This is a genomic window from Paraburkholderia sp. J41, assembly GCF_905220235.1.
Classification (GTDB): domain Bacteria; phylum Pseudomonadota; class Gammaproteobacteria; order Burkholderiales; family Burkholderiaceae; genus Paraburkholderia.
Genome location: NZ_CAJMZE010000030.1, coordinates 60,304 through 77,270, shown reverse-complemented (window position 1 = coordinate 77,270; position 16,967 = coordinate 60,304). Strand labels below are relative to the sequence as shown.

The window sequence follows — 16,967 nt, the reverse complement described above, 5'->3', positions numbered from 1 at the left end:
AAGCGACGCATCGAGCGTCGCTTTTTCGTTCGCGCGAGAAGCAGCGCGAGGGCGATCAAACGCCGCTCAGTCCGGCAGCACGCGCTCGCCCGCGAATAGTTGCGCGACCTCTTCGCGTTCGCGCGCGACGTGTACGCGCGTGCCGTCGACCATGATTTCCGCCGCGCGGGCGCGCGTGTTGTAGTTCGAGCTCATCACGAAGCCATAGGCGCCCGCCGAGCGGATCGCGAGCACGTCGCCCGGAACGATGGCCAGCGCGCGCGCGCGGCCGAGCCAGTCGCCGCTTTCGCACACGGGGCCGACCACGTCGTAGGTTTGCGCCTCGGACGCGCGTTCGACCACCGGTTCGATCGCGTGATACGCGTCGTACATCGCGGGGCGCGCGAGGTCGTTCATCGCGGCGTCGACGATCGCGAAGTTCTTTTCCGCGCCCGGCTTGAGGAACTCGACGGTCGTGAGCAGAATGCCCGCGTTGCCGACGAGCGAGCGGCCCGGCTCGAAATACACTTCGCGCGCCTTGCCCGTTTTCGCGCCGTGCGCCTCGATGCGATCGAGCACCGTGCGCACGAATTCGCCGATATCGGGCGGCGTTTCGTCGTCGTAGCGAATGCCGAGGCCGCCGCCCACGTCGATATGACGAATGCTCGTGCCGTCGGCCTCGATCTGATCGACGAGTTCGAGCAGCTTGTCGATGGCGTCGAGATACGGCGAGATTTCGGTGATCTGCGAGCCGATATGGCAGTCGATGCCCACCACGTCCAGATTCGGCATGGCGGCGGCGGCGCGGTAAGTCGCGCGCGCCTCGTCGAACGCCACGCCGAACTTGTTCGCCTTCAGGCCCGTGGAAATGTACGGATGCGTTTTCGGATCGACGTCCGGATTCACGCGCAGCGAAACCGGCGCGTGCTTGCCGAGCTGCCCCGCCACTTCGTTCAGGCGGTCGAGTTCGGGAATCGACTCGACGTTGAAGCACTTCACGCCCGCTTCGAGCGCCTCGCGCATTTCGCGCGCCGTTTTGCCGACGCCCGAGAACACCACGTCCCGCGCCTTGCCGCCTGCCGCGAGCACGCGCGCGAGTTCGCCGGCGGAGACGATGTCGAAGCCCGCGCCTTCGCGCGCGAACAGGTTGAGCACGGCGAGATTGCTGTTCGCTTTCACGGCGACGTGAACTTTCGCGCGGCGGCCCGCGCAGGCGTCGGCATAGGCGTGCCATGCGGCGGTGAGCGCCGCGCGCGAGTAGACGTAGAGCGGCGTGCCGAACCGGGCGGCGAGATCGGCCGCCGGCACGCCTTCGACGAAGAGCGCGCCGTTTTCACGGTGAAAAGCGGGGGAAGCGGAATCGGTCATGCGAACGGTTTTACGGGTTTGGCGTGGCGCCGGAGGCGGGCTGCGAACCCGGCTGATCCGATCCATGGTCGGCGGGCACGGAATTCAGCTCGGAGTCCGGCGAAAGCGAGAGCGGCGTGCCGCTGGTGTCGGGCACGGAGCCCACGGGTTCCGAAGCGGCTTCGGGCGCGGACGCCGGTTGCGGCGCGCTTTCGTAGCTGGGCTTGGCGGGCAGCGGCGGCACGGCCGGCATGTAGAGCGGGCCGCGCTGACCGCAGCCGGCCAGCGCCGCGGCGGCCATGGCGCTCACGGCAAAAGCGGCTAGAATCGCGCGGGGCTTCACAACGCGGGAACTACCGAGGGATGTCTCGCGGCGTGCCGAAGAAGCGCCGCGCGCCGCCGCGCGCATCCTGGAAATGACACGCATAATGGTCCCTGAATGATTAACCGGTGGAGTTTAGCATGCCAGACAGTGACTACCTGAGCCGCGCGGAGGCCGTGCTGGCGGCCGTTGAGCGGGCCGTCGACGAGTCCGACGCGGACATCGAACTCGAGCGCAGCGGCAACGTTCTCACGCTCGAATTCGAGAATCGCACGAAGATCATCGTGAACCTGCAACCGCCGATGAGCGAGATCTGGATCGCCGCGAAAGCGGGCGGTTTCCACTATCGCTGGATCGAAGGCGAATGGCGCGACACGCGCACGGGCACCGAATTTTTCTCGGCGCTCACGGCCTACGCCACGGAGCAGGCGGGCGAGCCGGTGCGCTTCGAGCCTTGATTCACGCCATGCCCGCGCGGTAACGCGCGCCGCAAGGCAAAAACGGGCGCCGCTTGCGGGAGTGAGAGCGGCGCCCGTTTTTTATCGGCCGTTTTTTTATTTTTATCGACCGCCCGCGGTGTCAATGCCCGCGGAACAGATTCATGATGTCCTCTTTCTCCTTCGCGCCGACCTGCTCCGGCGCGGGCGGCTGAGCGGGCGCGCCCGACGCGCCCGAGCCGCTGTTGGCCGACTCGAGCGCCGCCTGGCTGATGCCGACCGTCGAAACGAAACCGTGGCCCGGCACGGCGTCGGCGTAATACAGCTCGTCGCCGAGCGAGACGATGCCGTCCGGCATCGGCATCTTGTAGTCGGGCACGCCCGCGAGCGCTTTCTGCATGTAGTCGATCCACACGGGCAGCGCGAGGCCGCCGCCGGTTTCCTTGTCGCCGAGACTGCGCGGATTGTCGTAGCCGATCCACGCAATGGCCGCGAGCGTGTGCTGATAGCCCGCGAACCAGGCGTCGCGCGAGTCGTTGGTCGTGCCGGTCTTGCCGCCCAGATCGGTGCGTTTGAGGACGTTTGACTTCGCGCCCGTGCCGCGCTGCGCGACGCTCTGCAACAGGCTGTTCATGATGTACGCGTTGCGCGGATCGATCGCGCGCGGCGCGTTTTGCTCCGCGACGAGCGGCTGCGCCAGCGCGACCACCATGCCGCGCTGGTCGGTGACTTCGGCGATCAGATACGGGTTCACGCGATAGCCGCCGTTCGCGAACACGGCGTAGCCGGTGGCCATCTGGAGCGGCGTGACGAGGCCCGCGCCCAGCGCCATCGGCAGATAAGCCGGGTGCCGCTCGGCGTCGAAGCCGAAATGCGTGATGTACTGCTGCGCGTACTTCGTGCCGATATGGTTGAGGATGCGGATCGACACGAGATTCTTCGACTTCATGAGCGCCGTGCGCATGCTCATCGGGCCGTCGAAGCCGCCGCCGTAGTTCTTCGGCTCCCACGCCTGGCCGCCCGTTTCGGCGGCGCTGAAGAAAAGCGGCGCGTCGTTGATGACCGTGGCCGGCCCGAGCCCCTTGTCGAGCGACGCCGAATAGATGAACGGCTTGAAGCTCGAACCCGGCTGCCGCCACGCCTGCGTGACGTGGTTGAACTTGTTCTTGTTGAAGTCGAAGCCGCCCACGAGCGCGCGGATCGCGCCGTCCTGCGGCACGACCGAGATGAACGCGCCTTCGATCTGCGGCAATTGCGTGATCGACCATTCACCCGCGTTGTTGCGCGCGACGCGAATGATCGCGCCCGGCCGTATGCGCTGCGAGGGCTGCGCGCGCGGGCTCAGCGCGAACTGCACGAAACGCAGCCCGTCGCCGACGATGCTCGCGTTGTTGCCGTCCATGAAGGTGGCGCGCACCTCTTTCGGATTCGCGGCGGTCACGACGGCCGCCACGAGTTCGCCGTTGTCGGGATGCTCGACGAGCGCGTCGTCGATGGCCTGCTCGCGGTCGTCGGCGTCGGTGGGCAGGTCGATGAACGCTTCGGGGCCGCGGTAGCCGTGGCGGCGCTCGTAGTCCATCAAGCCCTTGCGCAGCGCGTGATAAGCGACGTCCTGATCCGCCGAGTCGATCGTCGTGACGACGTTCAGCCCGCGCGTGTACGCCTCCTCGTGGTACTGCGCGTACATCATCTGGCGCACCATTTCGGCCACGTATTCGGCGTGGACGCTGAATTCCTTGCCCGCGCCCTTGACCACGAGCGGCTGCGCCGCGGCCGCGTCGTACTGCGCGCGCGTGATGTAGCCCAGCTCCAGCATGCGTTCGAGGATGTATTCCTGGCGCACCTTCGCGCGCTTCGGATTGACGACCGGGTTGTAGGCCGAAGGCGCTTTCGGCAGCCCGGCGAGCATCGCGCATTCGGCGAGCGTGAGATCTTTCAGATCCTTTCCGAAATAGACCCGCGCGGCGCTCGCGAAGCCATACGCGCGCTGGCCGAGATAGATCTGATTCATGTAGACCTCGAGAATCTGATCCTTCGAGAGCTTCGACTCGATCTTGTAGGCGAGGAGCATCTCGTAAATCTTGCGCGTGTAGGTCTTTTCGCTCGAAAGAAAGAAGTTGCGCGCCACCTGCATCGTGATCGTGCTCGCGCCCTGCGTGGCATGGCCGGCGGTGAGCGCGACGAAACCCGCGCGCGCGATGCCCGCGAGATCGACGCCGCCGTGGTCGTAGAAGCGCGCGTCCTCGATCGCGAGAATCGCGTTCTTGAGGTTGGCCGGCACGTCCTGGAAATGCACGATGTCGCGCCGTTCCTCGCCGAATTCGCCGATCAGCACGTGATCGCGCGTGTAGATGCGCAGCGGCACCTTCGGCCGGTAGTCGGTGAGCGCGTCGAGCGAAGGCAGGTTCGGCGTGGCGACGACGAGCGCGTAGCCCAGCACGAGCGCGACGCACACGAGACCGGCCACGATCAGGCCGGCGAAGCCGATCAGAAGCGTGGCCAGCCACGAGCGCCTGCTCCGCTTCGGCTTGCGCGGTGGCGGGGGCGGCGCGGACGGCGGAACGGAGGAAGGATGCGGATCTTGCATACGAACACCAGAAAAACAGTCCCGCGATTATAGCCGCCGAGTGTCCGCGGGCTTTCGAGATGCTTACATTCGCGGCGTGTGAGCCGAACCCCGCCGCGCGATGAGACACGATATCCGCACTGTAGACGCGGCCCTCGCGCGTGGGTAGCGCCGCGCCGGCGTTTTGCCCCGACGTTAGCCATTCGGACGAGTATTCGCGCGGGGCGCCCATTCGCACAATTTCCCCATCGACACGCGGCGAACGGTTCGTCGCGCGGTTCGCAGCGCGATGCGCAAGGGAGAAAACGAATGGCGATGGAATTCGCAAGTCCGATGTTGTTGGGGGCGCGCCGCTACGCCGCGGGGCTGGACCTCGCCGCGCGCGGCGTCACGCTCGTGGTGGTGAGCCAGCGCATCGTGGGTGCGGGGCCGCTGCGGCTCGAATGGCTGGCAAGCGCGCCGCTCGCGCGCGAGGCAATGGCGGCCGCCGAAATCGTCGACCGCGCGGCGGTGGTGGAGGCGCTGCGCGGCGTGTTCAGCGAGTTGCCGCGCGCGTGCGCGGCGGCGTCCCTGCGCTGCGCGATGGCGTTGCCCACGAGCGCCACGCTGGTTTCCACGGTGCCGCTCGCGCGCCTTGCCCCCAAGATTTGCGTCGATGCCGACCACTCCGGCCTGCATGCCGAACTGGAGCCGCTCGTGCTCGCCGAGGCCGAGCGCGTGGCCGGCGTCGAACGCGGCGAACTCGCGGTGGACTGGAGCGTGGGCGGCGCAGGGGAAGGCGGGCCGCTCGCCATGTCCTCGCATGAGGCGCAGGTGACCATCGCCGCCACCGCGCGCCAGCATCTCGAGGCCCGCATCGAATGCGCGGCGATGGCAGGCATCACGCTGCGCACCGTGGACGACGAAGCGCACGCCGCGCTGCGCGCGATGCGCCACGCGGCGGCGTACGAACTGCCGCCGCTCGAACCGTGGGTTGCGCTCTGGATCGGCCAGGAAGGCGTGTACGGCTGGTATCTCGTCGACGATTCGGTGGTGCGCGAGATGCGCTTTCCCGCGCTCGAACATGCCGATCTGGTCGAGGCGTTGCGCGACCTCGCGGGCGGCCGGCAAGCCGGATGCGTGCAGGTCGCGGGCGATATCGCGGTGCTGCGCGGCGTGAACTTCTCGCTGGCCGATATCGGCGATGCGCTGGGCGCGCCGGTGCTGCCGTTCGAATGCGGGCCGCTTGCCGATATCGAACGGCCGCTCATGGCATCCATGCTGCACGATCCGGCGTGCGCCGTGGCGTTCGGGCTTGCATTGCGCGGGGTGAGCGAATGACGGGCGCGCTCGCGGTGCGCACTTTCCGCGCTTCGGGCGCTTCGGGCGCTTCAAGTGCTTCAAGTGCTTCGGGCGGTTCCGACGCTCCGGGCACCCGGCGCCCGTTCGCGCGCCGCGCGCCGGGCGGGTTCAATTTGCTGCCGTGGCGGCCGCGCGCGATCCAGCGGCTGCGCCGCCTGCGCACGCTCGAATGGCTCGCGGCAGCGCTGGCGGGCTGCGTGTGCGCGCTCGGCGTGCTGCTTTGGCAGGCGCTCGAACGGCATTCGCTCGATGCGCAACGCGCGGCGCTCGAACTGTCGCTCGCGCAGTCGCGCACGCCGCTTGCCGAGGCGTCGCGCCTTGCACGCGAAGCAGAAACGCGACGCGTCGCCGCACGGCTCGCGCAGCAGCACGCGCGCACGACGGCGCACTTTTTCGCGCTTGCCGATGCGCTCGCGCGCGACGTGCCGCCGGGCGTCGGCTTGCAGCAGCTCACGCAATCAGCCGACGAAACCGATCTGCAAGCCAGCGCCGCCGACGAAACGGCCGTCGCCGCGTGGCTCGGCCGTTTGCGCGCGTTGCCGGAAGTCGAGACGGTGAGCGTGCGCGAACTCAAGCGCGGCACGCCTGTGAGCGGGGCGCGTCCGCCTTTGCCGGTTTTGTCCGCTTCTTCCGCTTTGTCTGCTTCGTCCGCCTTGTCCGCTTCGTCCCGTTCTTCCGCTTCGTCCGCGTTGTCCGCTTTGTCCGGTTCTTCCGCTTCGTCGAGGCTGTCCGCGTTGCCCAACAACGAGCCGATTCGCGTGGCCGCGCATCTCGTCTGGAAAGGCGCGAGCGCGCCAGTTTCGGGCGATGCGGCGCGCGGACCGCGCGCGCGGCGCGTTGCGCCGGCAAAGGAGGCGAAATGAGCACGCTCGCGACTTCCGCTCGCACGGGCGCATCGGCCGATGCGTGGCGCGGCTGGTTGACGGTGCATGCGTGGAGCGCGCGCCGTCGTTTGCTGGTTGCGATGGCGATCGGCGTGATCGCGGCGACGGCGGCGAGCGCGGCTTGCCTTGCCGGCGATCCGCTTGGCGTGGGCGCGGCGCGCAGCGCATTGGCCGCAGCCCGTCAGCAGCACGCCGATGCGCACCGCGCGCTCTCGCGCCTGCCCGCGCTGCGGGCGGAACTCGCGCGATCGGCATTTCACGCGCCGCATGCAGGCAATGCCGCCGACGACATTCGCCGCGTCTCGCAACTCGCCGCCGAAGCGGGCCTCGCGCTGCAAATGCTCGAGCCGGACGCATCGGGCGGCTCCAAAGCGGAGGCGTTCCGGTCGATGAAGCTCGGCGCGCAGGGCGGCTTCGCGTCGCTGCGCAGCCTGCTCGAAGCGCTCGCGCGCGAGCCGTCGCTGACCGCGCCATCCGAACTTGCGATCCGGCGCAACGGCGAAACGCTCGCGATTTCGGCGACCTTGCGGTTTTTCGATTCGTTGCCGCCCGCTTCTGCGGCTGTGCCGGCTTCGGAGATGGCGGCCCCGGCTTTCGCGGCGCGCCGCGCGCCGCAGGACCCGTTCGCGCCGGCGCTCGCGGCATCGGCATCCCAAGCGCAGTGGCGGCTCGCGGGCCTGTTGACGGACCGGCGTCGCGCCGTCGCATTGCTGGAAACGCCCGATGGCGTCGTGGCCGCGCAGGCCGGCGACGCCATCGCGGGCGGCCGTGTGACGAGCGTCGATGCGAGACGCGTCGTGATCGCGGCGGGCGGCGCGACACAGACGCTCGCATGGCAGGAGGCGGCGAAATGACGATAACCCGTTGGATCGTCGGTGGCCTCGTGTGCATGACGGGCGGCGCGGCGGCGCTGGCTTCGGTGCCGCTGCCGCAACCCGCCTGGGCGCCAATTTCCCGCGCGGTGGCGCGTTACGAAGCGCCGCCGTTGCCGGAAGGCATGGAAACCGGGGCGGGCGCGGCGGCGCAAACCCAATCGGTCGCGAATCCCTTCTCGAGCGCGGGCGCGACCGAAGACCCAACGCAGGAGGCCGGCGCCGCGAAGTCCGCCAATGCGTCCGCGCAGCAAAAAGAAATCGCCGGCGACGCGCCGCTCGAAGGCCCGCCTGTGCCGATGACGCCCACGCCGCGTCTGAGCGATGCATCGGCGAAAACCGACGGCTTGCCGCCCGACCGGCCGATCACGCTCGATTTCCAGCGTGCCGAGATCGGCGCCGTGCTGCACGCCTTCGCGCAATTCACGAAACTCAATATCGTCGCGAGCGAGCGTGTGCGCGGCCAGGTCACGCTGCGGCTCGAGAGCGTGCCGTGGCGCACCGCGTTCGATTTGCTGCTCGAATCGAACGGGCTGGCGATGTCGCGCATGCGCGACGTGCTGTGGATCGCACCCGCGGCCGAGCTGGCGGCGCGCGAGCGCCAGCGCTACGAGGCGCATGCGCGCGCCGCCGAACTCGAACCGCTCGCGAGCCGCGCGTTCGAACTGCAATATGCGCGAGCCGAGGACGTGCGGCGGCTGCTCACCGGTTCGGGCACGCAGCGCGCGCTGTCCCGACGCGGCGCAGCCGTTGCGGATGCGCGCACGAATTTGCTGTTCGTCACCGACTTGCCCGCGCGGCTCGACGAGATCGGCGAACTCGTGCGGCGGCTCGACGCGCCCGCGCGCCAGGTGTTGATCGAGGCGCGCATCGTCGAAGGCGATGAAGGCCTGTCGCGCGAACTCGGCGTGCGGCTGGGCGTGACGCCCGTGAACGCCGACGGTGCGCGCGGCCTCAACGCGGGCGCCGGAGGCAACGCCTACGACCTCGCGGCGGGACCGCTTTCGGGTTTCGAGGCGGCGCAAATCGGCCTTACGCTGCTGGCGGCACGCGCCACGCGCCTGCTCGACATCCAGTTGAGCGCGCTCGAAGCGGAAGGGCGCGGGCGCGTGGTGTCCAGCCCGCGCGTCGTCACCGCCGACCGCATCAAGGCGGTGGTCGAACAGGGCACGGAGTTGCCGTATCAAGCAAAGGTCGGGCAGGGCGTGTCGGGCGTGCAGTTCCGGCGCGCGAGCCTCAAGCTCGAAGTGGAGCCGCAGATCACGCCCGACGGCCGCGTGATTCTCGACCTCGACGTGGCCAAGGACAGCGTGGGCGAGCAGACCGCCGCCGGGCCTGCGATCAACACCAAACACGTGCAGACGCGGGTGGAAATCGAGGACGGCGGAACGGTGTCGATCGGCGGTATCGACGCCACCGACGACCGCGATGATGTGACGCGTGTGCCGCTCCTGGGCAAAATACCGGTTTTGGGCGCGCTTTTTTCGCATCGCGCGCACCGCGACAAGCGCAGCGAACTGGTCGTATTCATCACGCCGCGCGTCGTGGAGCCGAATTGACCCCGGTTGGTGAGCGCCGCCGGGCTCCGGCCCGCGTGAGACGGGGCCGGAACGCCGTGGCCGCAGGCTCGACAACGCCGCCGCTTTGCCAGTAAGCTGCGGCACCAACCTTTCGTAGGAAACGCTGCAAGTGCGGGACGCAAACGCCAATGTATTTTTCGTAGGGCTCATGGGCGCCGGCAAGACGACCGTGGGCCGGGCCGTCGCGCGCCGGCTGGAGCGTCCGTTCCTCGATTCCGATCACGAGATCGAAGCGCGCACCGGCGCGCGCATCCCTGTGATCTTCGAACTCGAAGGCGAGGCGGGTTTTCGCGACCGCGAAGCCCAGATGATCGAGGAGCTGACGGGGCGCGACGGCATCGTACTCGCCACCGGCGGCGGCGCGGTGCTGCGGCCCGAAAACCGCGCGGCGCTCAAGGCGCGCGGCTTCGTCGTTTATTTGCGCGCGCATCCGCACGATTTGTGGTTGCGCACGAGGCGCGACAAGAACCGTCCGCTGTTGCAGACGGAAGACCCGAAAGCGCGGCTCGAAGCGCTCTACGAGGCGCGCGACCCGCTTTACCGCGAAATCGCCGACTTCGTGATCGAAACGGGCCGCCCGTCCGTCAACGGACTCGTCAACATGGTGCTGATGCAGCTCGACATGGCCGGCGTCGTGCGCGCCGCCACGCGCGAGTAAGCACAAAGCACGCACCATCGCGCACAAGCGAGCACAAGCGAGCACAAGCGAGCACAAGCGCACGAAAGCGGGCACGCAGGAGAAGCAGGCGCGAGCAACAACGCAGCGGCAGCGGGTCGATTCAACTACGCAGCACCGGAAACTCTCAAAGATCGTGAGCATGATTACCGTCAACGTCGAACTGGGCGACCGCGCCTATCCCATCCACATCGGCTCGGGTCTTATCGGGCAGACCGAACTTTTCGCCCCGCACATCGGCGGAAAGTCGGTGACGATCGTGACCAACACCGTTGTCGATCCGCTCTACGGCGAGACGCTGCGCGCCGCGCTCGCGCCGCTCGGCAAGGACGTGAACACGGTCGTGCTGCCCGACGGCGAGGCGCACAAGAACTGGGAAACGCTCAACGAGATTTTCGACGCGCTGCTCACCGCGCGCGCCGACCGCAAGACCACGCTCATCGCGCTGGGCGGCGGCGTGACGGGCGACATGACCGGTTTCGCGGCCGCCTGCTACATGCGCGGCGTGCCGTTCATCCAGGTGCCCACCACGCTGCTTTCGCAGGTCGATTCCTCGGTGGGCGGCAAGACCGGCATCAATCACCCGCTCGGCAAGAACATGATCGGCGCGTTCTACCAGCCGCAGGCCGTGATCGCCGACATCGGCGCGCTCGCCACGCTGCCGGAGCGCGAACTGGCGGCCGGCGTGGCCGAAGTCATCAAGACCGGCGCCATCGCCGACGCCGCATTTTTCGACTGGATCGAAGCCAACGTCGAATCGCTCAACCGCTGCGAGCCCGAAGCGCTCGCGCACGCGGTCAAGCGTTCGTGCGAGATCAAGGCGTCCGTGGTGGCCGCCGACGAGCGCGAAGGCGGCCTGCGCGCGATTCTCAACTTCGGCCACACGTTCGGCCACGCGATCGAAGCCGGGCTTGGCTACGGCGAGTGGCTGCACGGCGAGGCCGTCGGCTGCGGCATGGTGATGGCGGCCGATCTTTCGGTGCGCGTGGGCATGCTCGACGAAGCGTCGCGCGCGCGGCTCGTGCGCGTGATCGAAGCGGCAAAGCTGCCGGTGCGCGCGCCCGCGCTCGGCGCCAACCGCTATGTCGAACTGATGCAGGTCGACAAGAAGGCCGAGGGCGGCGCGATCAAGTTCATCCTGCTCAAGCAGTTCGGCCAAACGCACATCGGCCGTGCGCCCGACGAAACCGTGCAGGCAACGCTTGCCGCCACGGTCGGGCAGGACTGAGGCCGCAACGCCGTCCACCAACTTCGCGGAGGAAACGGTGTGAGCGACACCCGCAGTGATTTCCGCAGTGACGTATCGGGCGAGCGCGCCGGCGAGCGTTTCGATCCGCAATTCGGCGCGTCCGCCGAAACGCCCGATGCGTTCGACGCCGGGCTCGCGCCGTATGCCGCGCATAGCGCGCGGTCGCGCGGCCGCCGCTATCCCGAGCCGCCGCCCGCCGCGCGCAGCGAGTTTCAGCGCGACCGCGACCGCATCGTGCATTCGACGGCGTTTCGCCGCCTCGAATACAAGACGCAGGTGTTCGTGAATCACGAGGGCGACCTGTTTCGCACGCGCCTCACGCACAGTCTCGAAGTCGCGCAGATCGCCCGTTCGGTGGCCCGCAACCTGCACGTGAACGAGGATCTCGTCGAGGCGATTTCGCTCGCGCACGATCTCGGCCATACGCCGTTCGGTCATGCGGGTCAGGACGCGCTCAACGAGTGCATGCGCGAGCACGGCGGCTTCGAGCACAACCTGCAAAGCCTCTCGGTCGTGGACGAGCTGGAGGAGCATTACGGCGCGTTCGACGGCCTGAATCTGTGCTTCGAAACGCGCGAAGGCATCCTCAAGCACTGTTCGCGCGAGCATGCGCGGCATCTGGGCGATCTGGGCGAGCGCTTTCTGCTCGGGCGGCAGCCGTCGATCGAAGCGCAGATCGCCAATATCGCCGACGAAATCGCCTACAACAATCACGACGTCGACGACGGCCTGCGCTCGGGCCTGCTCACCATCGAGCAGCTTGCCGAAGTCGAGCTGTGGCAAACGCATTACGAAGCCGCACGCGCCGAATATCCGCGCATCGAAGGGCGCCGGCTGATCCACGAAACGGTGCGCCGCATCATCAACGCGCTGATCGTCGATCTGATCGGGCAAACGCGCCGCAATCTGGCCGCGCACGCGCCGCGGTCGCTCGACGACGTGCGCGCCGCGCCGCCGCTCGTCGCGCACAGTGCGGACGTGGCGGCGCAGGCGGCGGCGCTCAAGCGCTTTCTGTACCGCAATCTCTACCGCCATTACCGCGTGATGCGCATGGCGAACAAGGCGCGGCGCGTCGTGAAGGGGCTGTTCGAGGCGTTCTCCGAAGACGCGCGCCTGCTGCCGCCCGCGTATCAATCGCCGGACGCTCAGGCGCAGCCGCGCCTGATCGCGCATTACATCGCGGGCATGACGGACCGTTATGCGCTCAAGGAGTACCGGCGTCTCTTCGTCGTGGCCGACGACGTTTGAGCGGCGCGCGGCTGCTGTCGGCGCGGTTATGCGGTCGACGCGCTTAAGCGGTTGATCGGAATGCGGCTGAATCGAAATATGGATAGCGCGAAATGACACAAACCGGAGTGGCGCCGATGAAATCCTGGCCGTATCCGCGCGTGGCCGCGCACCGCGGGGGCGGCACGCTCGCGCCGGAGAACACGCTCGCGGGCCTGCGCGCGGGCGCGCGCTTCGGTCATACGATGGTCGAGTTCGACGCCAAGCTCGCCGCCGACAACACCGTGTTCCTGCTGCACGACGATACCGTCGACCGCACGTCGAACGGGCACGGCGCGGCCGCGCGCATGCCCTATGCGGCGCTGGCGACGCTCGACGCGGGCAGTTGGCGCGACGCGCGATTCGCGGGCGAGCCGATGCCCACGCTGGCGCAGGTCGCGGCGTGCTGCCGCGAGCTTGGGCTGGCGGCGAACGTGGAGATCAAGCCGTGCGCGAACCGCGACGAAGAGACGGGCCGTCTCGTCGCGCGGGAAGCGGCCCGGCTTTGGGCAACGGGCGCGGACGCGGACGCGTCGAGCAAGCCGTTGTTGTCGTCGTTTAGCTACGCGGCGCTTTCGGCCGCGCGGGATGCCGCGCCCGATCTGCCGCGCGGCCTGCTCTACGAACGCGTGCCGGAGAATTGGCGCGAGCAGACGGGGGCGCTCGGTTGCGTGTCGCTGCATGCGAGCCACCGGTATCTCGACGCGGCGCTTGTCGCGCGCATCAAGGCGGCGGGGCTTTTCATCCTCGCCTATACGGTCAACGATCTCGAACGCGCGCGCGAACTCGTGCGCTGGGGCGTCGACACGATCTGCACCGACCGTATCGACGTGATCGGCCCGCGGGCGCTGGATTCACTCGAACGCTGACGTCGCACCACGCCTCGCGGCGCGGCGCGAGGCGGTCAAGGCGCACGGTGTTATCGGTCTGCTTGGCGGTTTGTTTGCGGCAGGCGCTGAACGGCGCGCCTCTCTCGGGCGCGCGTCGGCTGAGTCTCGCGGCGTTATCGGCGTGCTTGCCGGTTTGTTTGCGGGAGGCGGATCGAGCAGCGCGCCTGTTTGGCGCGCGTCGGCAAAGGCCCGCAGCGTTATCGGCGTGCTGCCGATTTCTTCACATCAAGCGTTCGAACGACACGCCTCTCGGGCGCGCGTCGGCTAACGCTCGCGGTGTTATCTGCTTGCTTGCCGGTTTGTTTGCGACAGGCGCTCGAACGGCACGCCTCTCGAGCGCGTGTCGGCTGAAGCTCGCAGCGTTATCAGCGTGCTTGCCGATTTATTCGCACCAAGCGCTCGAACAGCGCGCCTCTCAGGCGCGCGTCGGTTAACGCTCGCAGCGTTATCAGCGTGCTTGCCGGTTTGTTTGCGGCAGGCGGATCGAACAGCGCGCCTCTCAGGCGCGCGTCGGCTAACCGCTCTCAGCGTTATCGGCGTGCTTGTCGATTTATTCGCATCAAGCGCCCATCGACGCGCGCTCCCTCCGCACTTAGCGGCGCGCGAGCAGCGCACCCACGACCAGCGCCACGCCGCCCACGATGGCAAGCGATTGCCACGGGTTGGTGTGTACGTAGTCGTCGGCGTTGGAAATGGCCGCCGTGGTGCGCTCGCGGGCCGTGGCGCGCGCCACTTCCAGGCGTTCGCGCGCGGCATCGAGGCGCTTGCGGAGATCGGCGCGCAGCGCCGTGGCATCGGCTTGCGTGCCTTCTCCTAGCGTGGTTTCCAGTTCGGCGAGCAATTCGCGCAGTTCGTCGGTGATGTCGGCGGCGGCGCCGCGGCCACGGCGCGCAATGCGCTTGGCGTGCTTGCCCGTGCGCGTCCAGGAATCTCCAAGAGCATCTCGCGTGTTCGGAAAGGCGCTCATTTACGGCTCCTCTTTGTCAAAAAGACCGGTGAAAGGCTCATTCGTCGCGTATGAAAAAAGGACGCGGCGCACGAGAACCAGGATCGAAGTATTGCGCAATTTCGGTGCCCGACAGCTCGAAGGTGGCCGGCGATCGGGCCGCAAACGCCCATGCGGCGGCCTTCTCATAAAATGCGGCAAAAAGAGATGATTACGGGGACAGCACGCTTTTTCGCAGAGGCATAGAATCAGGATAAGCCTATGCGAGTCAGGGAGACGCGCGGTGGAGACAGCCAGGCAGCGAAGGGAGAAGCCGCTCCTCGCCGGGCGCCGCGAAGGCGTGGCAAGGAGCGGGCGGGCAGACAGGCCGGAACGTGCCGGCCATCCGGCGGACCGCACGGCGGGCGTGCGGAGCCGGGCGCGCTCAGAACATGTAACCGACCTTCAGGTACGTCACGAGCGGGTTCAGGTGGATCTTGGCTTCCGAAACGCGGCGCGTTCCGAGCTGGTTGTTGACGGTGGTATCGAACTTCGCGATCACGTTGATCGGAATGTAGGAAAGCGAGAAGCCGGCGAACCAGTGCTTCGTGAACATGTAGTTGAAGCCCGCATTGAATACAGGCGCCCAGGAACGATCCGTCGATGTGCTGGTCGGACCCCCAAGGACCTGGTTCTCGAACGCGCCGTTGGTGATGTGCGCGTCGGTGAACCAGGCGTAGGTGACGCCCACGCCGAGGTAAGGACGGAATTTTGCTTCCGGCTTGTTGAAGTAGTACTTGAACAGCAGCGCCGGGCTCCACAGACGCGCCTCGCCCACTTTGCCGTAACCGCTGAAACTGCCGCCGCCGGAAAGATCGAACTTTGGCGGAATGCCCAGTTCGGCTTCCACGGCGAAGCTATCGGTGACGAAGTAACCGAGCGAGACGCCGAGGGTATCGGAAGATCCCACGTCCGCGCCCGTGTTCGGCACCGCCATGTTGACGGGCGCGCCACCTGCGCTGTCAATCTTGAGCGAGTCGCTGCTGTCTTGAGGCATGAAGCGGAACCAGCCCGTCGTGACGTAGAACGTGTTGGCCGATTGTGCGTGTGCTGCCGAAATACTGGCGAGCGCGGCGATTCCCGCCAGCGCCTGTTTTAATTTCATATTAAGACTCCTCCATGAAAGGCCCGCTCATTATGAACAGAACGTTTGCAACAAACCATACGCGACCGTTAGAGCTTTTTCACTAAGCGCCGCGAGCTTTCCGCCGAAGCCGCATGCCTGCGAGAACCAGCGCCGGCGCGGCCTGGCGGGTCTGCGGGTATTCACCAACGGAACCAGGAAAATCGAGCATGGCACGGCTTGCACGTCTTTATGTCCCCGATCAGCCGCAGCACGTGATCCTGCGCGGACTCGATCAGCAGCCCGCGTTCGTCGATGATCAGGATTACGAGCTTTTCATCGATTGTCTGAAGGCTGCGGCGCGAGATCATCATCTGGCGGTTCACGCATGGGTGCTCATGCCCGGCGCGGTCCAGCTTCTCGTCACCCCGTCCGACGAATCCAGCCTGCCGAAGGCGATGCAGGCGGTCGGGAGGCGCTACGTCGCGCACTTCAACCGCCGTTACGCGCGCCGCGGCACGCTTTGGGAAGGACGCTACCGCGCCACGGTGATCGAGGGCGAGCGCTTCTTCCTGCTGGCGAGCCGCGTCGTGGAACTGGCGCCGGTGCGCAACCATCTCGTCGCGGCGCCCGAGGATTACCGCTGGTCGAGCTATCGGCATCACATCGGGCTCACCGTCGACAGCCTCATCACCGACCATCCGCTCTATTGGGCGCTCGGCAACACGCCGTTCGAGCGTCAGCGCGCGTACCGCGAACTCTGCGAGCAGCCGCTGGACGAGCGCGAAACCTCGCAATTGATGCAAGCGACGCTCAAGGGCTGGGTGCTCGGCGGCGACACGTATCGCGAGTGGGCGGGCCGCACGGCGAACCGGCGCGTGTCTCCGCTGCCGCGCGGGCGTCCGCGCAAAGTGCGCGAGGCGCCGGGGAGCGGCGGCGCGATGGCGGGCAGCGCGGGAACGGGCACGCCGCATGGCGCGCACGGCGCGGCTCACACGCCGATTCACGGCAGCACGCACGCGGCCGCGCAGGAAGCCGCGCACGGCAACGCATCCGGCACTCATTCCAGCCCCGGCTCCGGCGCGGCTGGCCCGGTCAGCTCGGGCGCCCAGCCCGCGAACGCGGAAGGTGGCAATTCCACAACGCATTCGGGCTCGCCGGGCGGCGCGTCGGGCGCTTCGGGTGCCTCGGGCGGCGGCGGCGCGAGCGGCGGGCCGGGTTCGCACGGCGAGCACAAACCGGGCCACGGGCCGCACTGAATCGCTTTTCGATCAACGATTTACCGGCGGCAGGCTCCCGAAAACGGCTTCCTCGAAGCCGTTTTCTTTTGCCCTGATTTAATATGTCCCCAATAAAATTGCATCTGAATGCACCAATACGATAATTAGGGTTATATCATCGGGTTTTATTTGCATGCCCTTGATTCGTCGCGTATATTCGCCTTTCGGCTCTCCTGGGCGCATGACGCGGGAAGCTGGTATCGCCCCGCAACGCCGTACGGCGGTCACGC

The 16,967-nt window shown here is 67.5% G+C and carries 14 protein-coding genes and 1 pseudogene; 10 read left to right on the top strand and 5 right to left on the bottom strand.

The features are described 5' to 3' along the window. Positions 1 to 66: 66 nt before the first annotated feature. Both lysA and lptM read right to left on the bottom strand, forming a co-directional pair. Entirely contained in the window at positions 67 to 1,347 is a 1,281-nt protein-coding gene (gene lysA / locus U5805_RS24950) for a diaminopimelate decarboxylase (RefSeq protein ID WP_322106178.1), read from the bottom strand. Between the two features lie 10 nt (positions 1,348 to 1,357). Further along, the gene (lptM, locus tag U5805_RS24945; RefSeq protein ID WP_415914661.1) at positions 1,358 to 1,735 is read right to left on the bottom strand and encodes an LPS translocon maturation chaperone LptM; all 378 of its coding nucleotides are present in this window, start codon (positions 1,733 to 1,735) and stop codon (positions 1,358 to 1,360) included. A 53-nt stretch (positions 1,736 to 1,788) separates the two neighbouring features. Between lptM and cyaY the strand changes: the two genes are divergently transcribed. Then, a complete protein-coding gene (gene cyaY / locus U5805_RS24940) occupies positions 1,789 to 2,106 on the top strand; it encodes an iron donor protein CyaY (protein ID WP_322106176.1) in 318 nt (105 codons plus the stop codon). 121 nt (positions 2,107 to 2,227) lie between these two features. On the opposite strand, the gene U5805_RS24935 is transcribed toward cyaY, so the two are convergent. Continuing rightward, positions 2,228 to 4,672 carry a penicillin-binding protein 1A gene (locus U5805_RS24935; RefSeq protein WP_322106175.1) on the bottom strand — a complete coding sequence of 815 codons (2,445 nt, stop codon included), beginning with the start codon at positions 4,670 to 4,672 and terminating at the stop codon, positions 2,228 to 2,230. A gap of 294 nt (positions 4,673 to 4,966) precedes the next feature. Here U5805_RS24935 and pilM point away from each other — a divergent pair, with 294 nt between their 5' ends. The 8 genes from pilM (at position 4,967) to ugpQ (ending at position 13,388) form a co-directional block, all read left to right on the top strand. Continuing rightward, entirely contained in the window at positions 4,967 to 5,971 is a 1,005-nt protein-coding gene (gene pilM, locus U5805_RS24930; RefSeq protein WP_322106174.1) for a type IV pilus biogenesis protein PilM, read from the top strand. After that, positions 5,968 to 6,855 carry a PilN domain-containing protein gene (locus U5805_RS24925; protein ID WP_322106173.1) on the top strand — a complete coding sequence of 296 codons (888 nt, stop codon included), beginning with the start codon at positions 5,968 to 5,970 and terminating at the stop codon, positions 6,853 to 6,855. Before pilM ends, U5805_RS24925 begins: the two co-directional genes overlap by 4 nt. Then, on the top strand, positions 6,852 to 7,730 hold the full coding sequence (locus U5805_RS24920) for a hypothetical protein (RefSeq protein ID WP_322106172.1): 879 nt from the start codon (positions 6,852 to 6,854) through the stop codon (positions 7,728 to 7,730). Before U5805_RS24925 ends, U5805_RS24920 begins: the two co-directional genes overlap by 4 nt. Next, positions 7,727 to 9,307 carry a type IV pilus secretin PilQ gene (gene pilQ, locus U5805_RS24915; RefSeq protein WP_322106171.1) on the top strand — a complete coding sequence of 527 codons (1,581 nt, stop codon included), beginning with the start codon at positions 7,727 to 7,729 and terminating at the stop codon, positions 9,305 to 9,307. The genes U5805_RS24920 and pilQ overlap by 4 nt, the downstream gene beginning before the upstream one ends. A 124-nt stretch (positions 9,308 to 9,431) precedes the next feature. After that, entirely contained in the window at positions 9,432 to 9,986 is a 555-nt protein-coding gene (gene aroK, locus U5805_RS24910; RefSeq protein ID WP_322106182.1) for a shikimate kinase AroK, read from the top strand. Between the two features lie 160 nt (positions 9,987 to 10,146). Further along, positions 10,147 to 11,232: a 3-dehydroquinate synthase gene (aroB, locus tag U5805_RS24905; RefSeq protein ID WP_322106170.1), complete on the top strand. Its 1,086-nt coding sequence runs from the start codon at positions 10,147 to 10,149 to the stop codon at positions 11,230 to 11,232. 39 nt (positions 11,233 to 11,271) lie between these two features. Then, a complete protein-coding gene (locus U5805_RS24900) occupies positions 11,272 to 12,501 on the top strand; it encodes a deoxyguanosinetriphosphate triphosphohydrolase (protein ID WP_415914660.1) in 1,230 nt (409 codons plus the stop codon). A gap of 116 nt (positions 12,502 to 12,617) precedes the next feature. Continuing rightward, complete coding sequence (ugpQ, locus tag U5805_RS24895; RefSeq protein WP_322106169.1) at positions 12,618 to 13,388, top strand: glycerophosphodiester phosphodiesterase; 771 nt, start codon at positions 12,618 to 12,620, stop codon at positions 13,386 to 13,388. A gap of 613 nt (positions 13,389 to 14,001) precedes the next feature. Here the strand turns inward: ugpQ and U5805_RS24890 are convergent. Beyond that, the gene (locus U5805_RS24890; RefSeq protein ID WP_322106168.1) at positions 14,002 to 14,376 is read right to left on the bottom strand and encodes a glycine zipper domain-containing protein; all 375 of its coding nucleotides are present in this window, start codon (positions 14,374 to 14,376) and stop codon (positions 14,002 to 14,004) included. 403 nt (positions 14,377 to 14,779) lie between these two features. Continuing rightward, the gene (locus tag U5805_RS24885) at positions 14,780 to 15,499 is read right to left on the bottom strand and encodes an OmpW/AlkL family protein (protein ID WP_322106167.1); all 720 of its coding nucleotides are present in this window, start codon (positions 15,497 to 15,499) and stop codon (positions 14,780 to 14,782) included. Between the two features lie 188 nt (positions 15,500 to 15,687). Here U5805_RS24885 and U5805_RS24880 point away from each other — a divergent pair. Beyond that, positions 15,688 to 16,377, top strand: a pseudogene (locus U5805_RS24880) (transposase); the annotation flags it as partial. Between the last annotated feature and the right edge of the window lie 590 nt (positions 16,378 to 16,967).

Excerpts from the sequence above, each read along its gene's own strand:
- ugpQ (WP_322106169.1), top strand. The coding sequence starts at position 12,618 with ATGAAATCCTGGCCGTATCCGCGCGTGGCCGCGCACCGCGGGGGCGGC.
- U5805_RS24890 (WP_322106168.1), bottom strand. The coding sequence starts at position 14,376 with ATGAGCGCCTTTCCGAACACGCGAGATGCTCTTGGAGATTCCTGGACG.
- pilM (WP_322106174.1), top strand. The coding sequence starts at position 4,967 with ATGGAATTCGCAAGTCCGATGTTGTTGGGGGCGCGCCGCTACGCCGCG.
- U5805_RS24920 (WP_322106172.1), top strand. The coding sequence starts at position 6,852 with ATGAGCACGCTCGCGACTTCCGCTCGCACGGGCGCATCGGCCGATGCG.
- U5805_RS24935 (WP_322106175.1), bottom strand. The coding sequence starts at position 4,672 with ATGCAAGATCCGCATCCTTCCTCCGTTCCGCCGTCCGCGCCGCCCCCG.
- cyaY (WP_322106176.1), top strand. The coding sequence starts at position 1,789 with ATGCCAGACAGTGACTACCTGAGCCGCGCGGAGGCCGTGCTGGCGGCC.
- U5805_RS24925 (WP_322106173.1), top strand. The coding sequence starts at position 5,968 with ATGACGGGCGCGCTCGCGGTGCGCACTTTCCGCGCTTCGGGCGCTTCG.
- lptM (WP_415914661.1), bottom strand. The coding sequence starts at position 1,735 with ATGCGCGCGGCGGCGCGCGGCGCTTCTTCGGCACGCCGCGAGACATCC.
- U5805_RS24885 (WP_322106167.1), bottom strand. The coding sequence starts at position 15,499 with ATGAAATTAAAACAGGCGCTGGCGGGAATCGCCGCGCTCGCCAGTATT.
- pilQ (WP_322106171.1), top strand. The coding sequence starts at position 7,727 with ATGACGATAACCCGTTGGATCGTCGGTGGCCTCGTGTGCATGACGGGC.
- lysA (WP_322106178.1), bottom strand. The coding sequence starts at position 1,347 with ATGACCGATTCCGCTTCCCCCGCTTTTCACCGTGAAAACGGCGCGCTC.
- aroB (WP_322106170.1), top strand. The coding sequence starts at position 10,147 with ATGATTACCGTCAACGTCGAACTGGGCGACCGCGCCTATCCCATCCAC.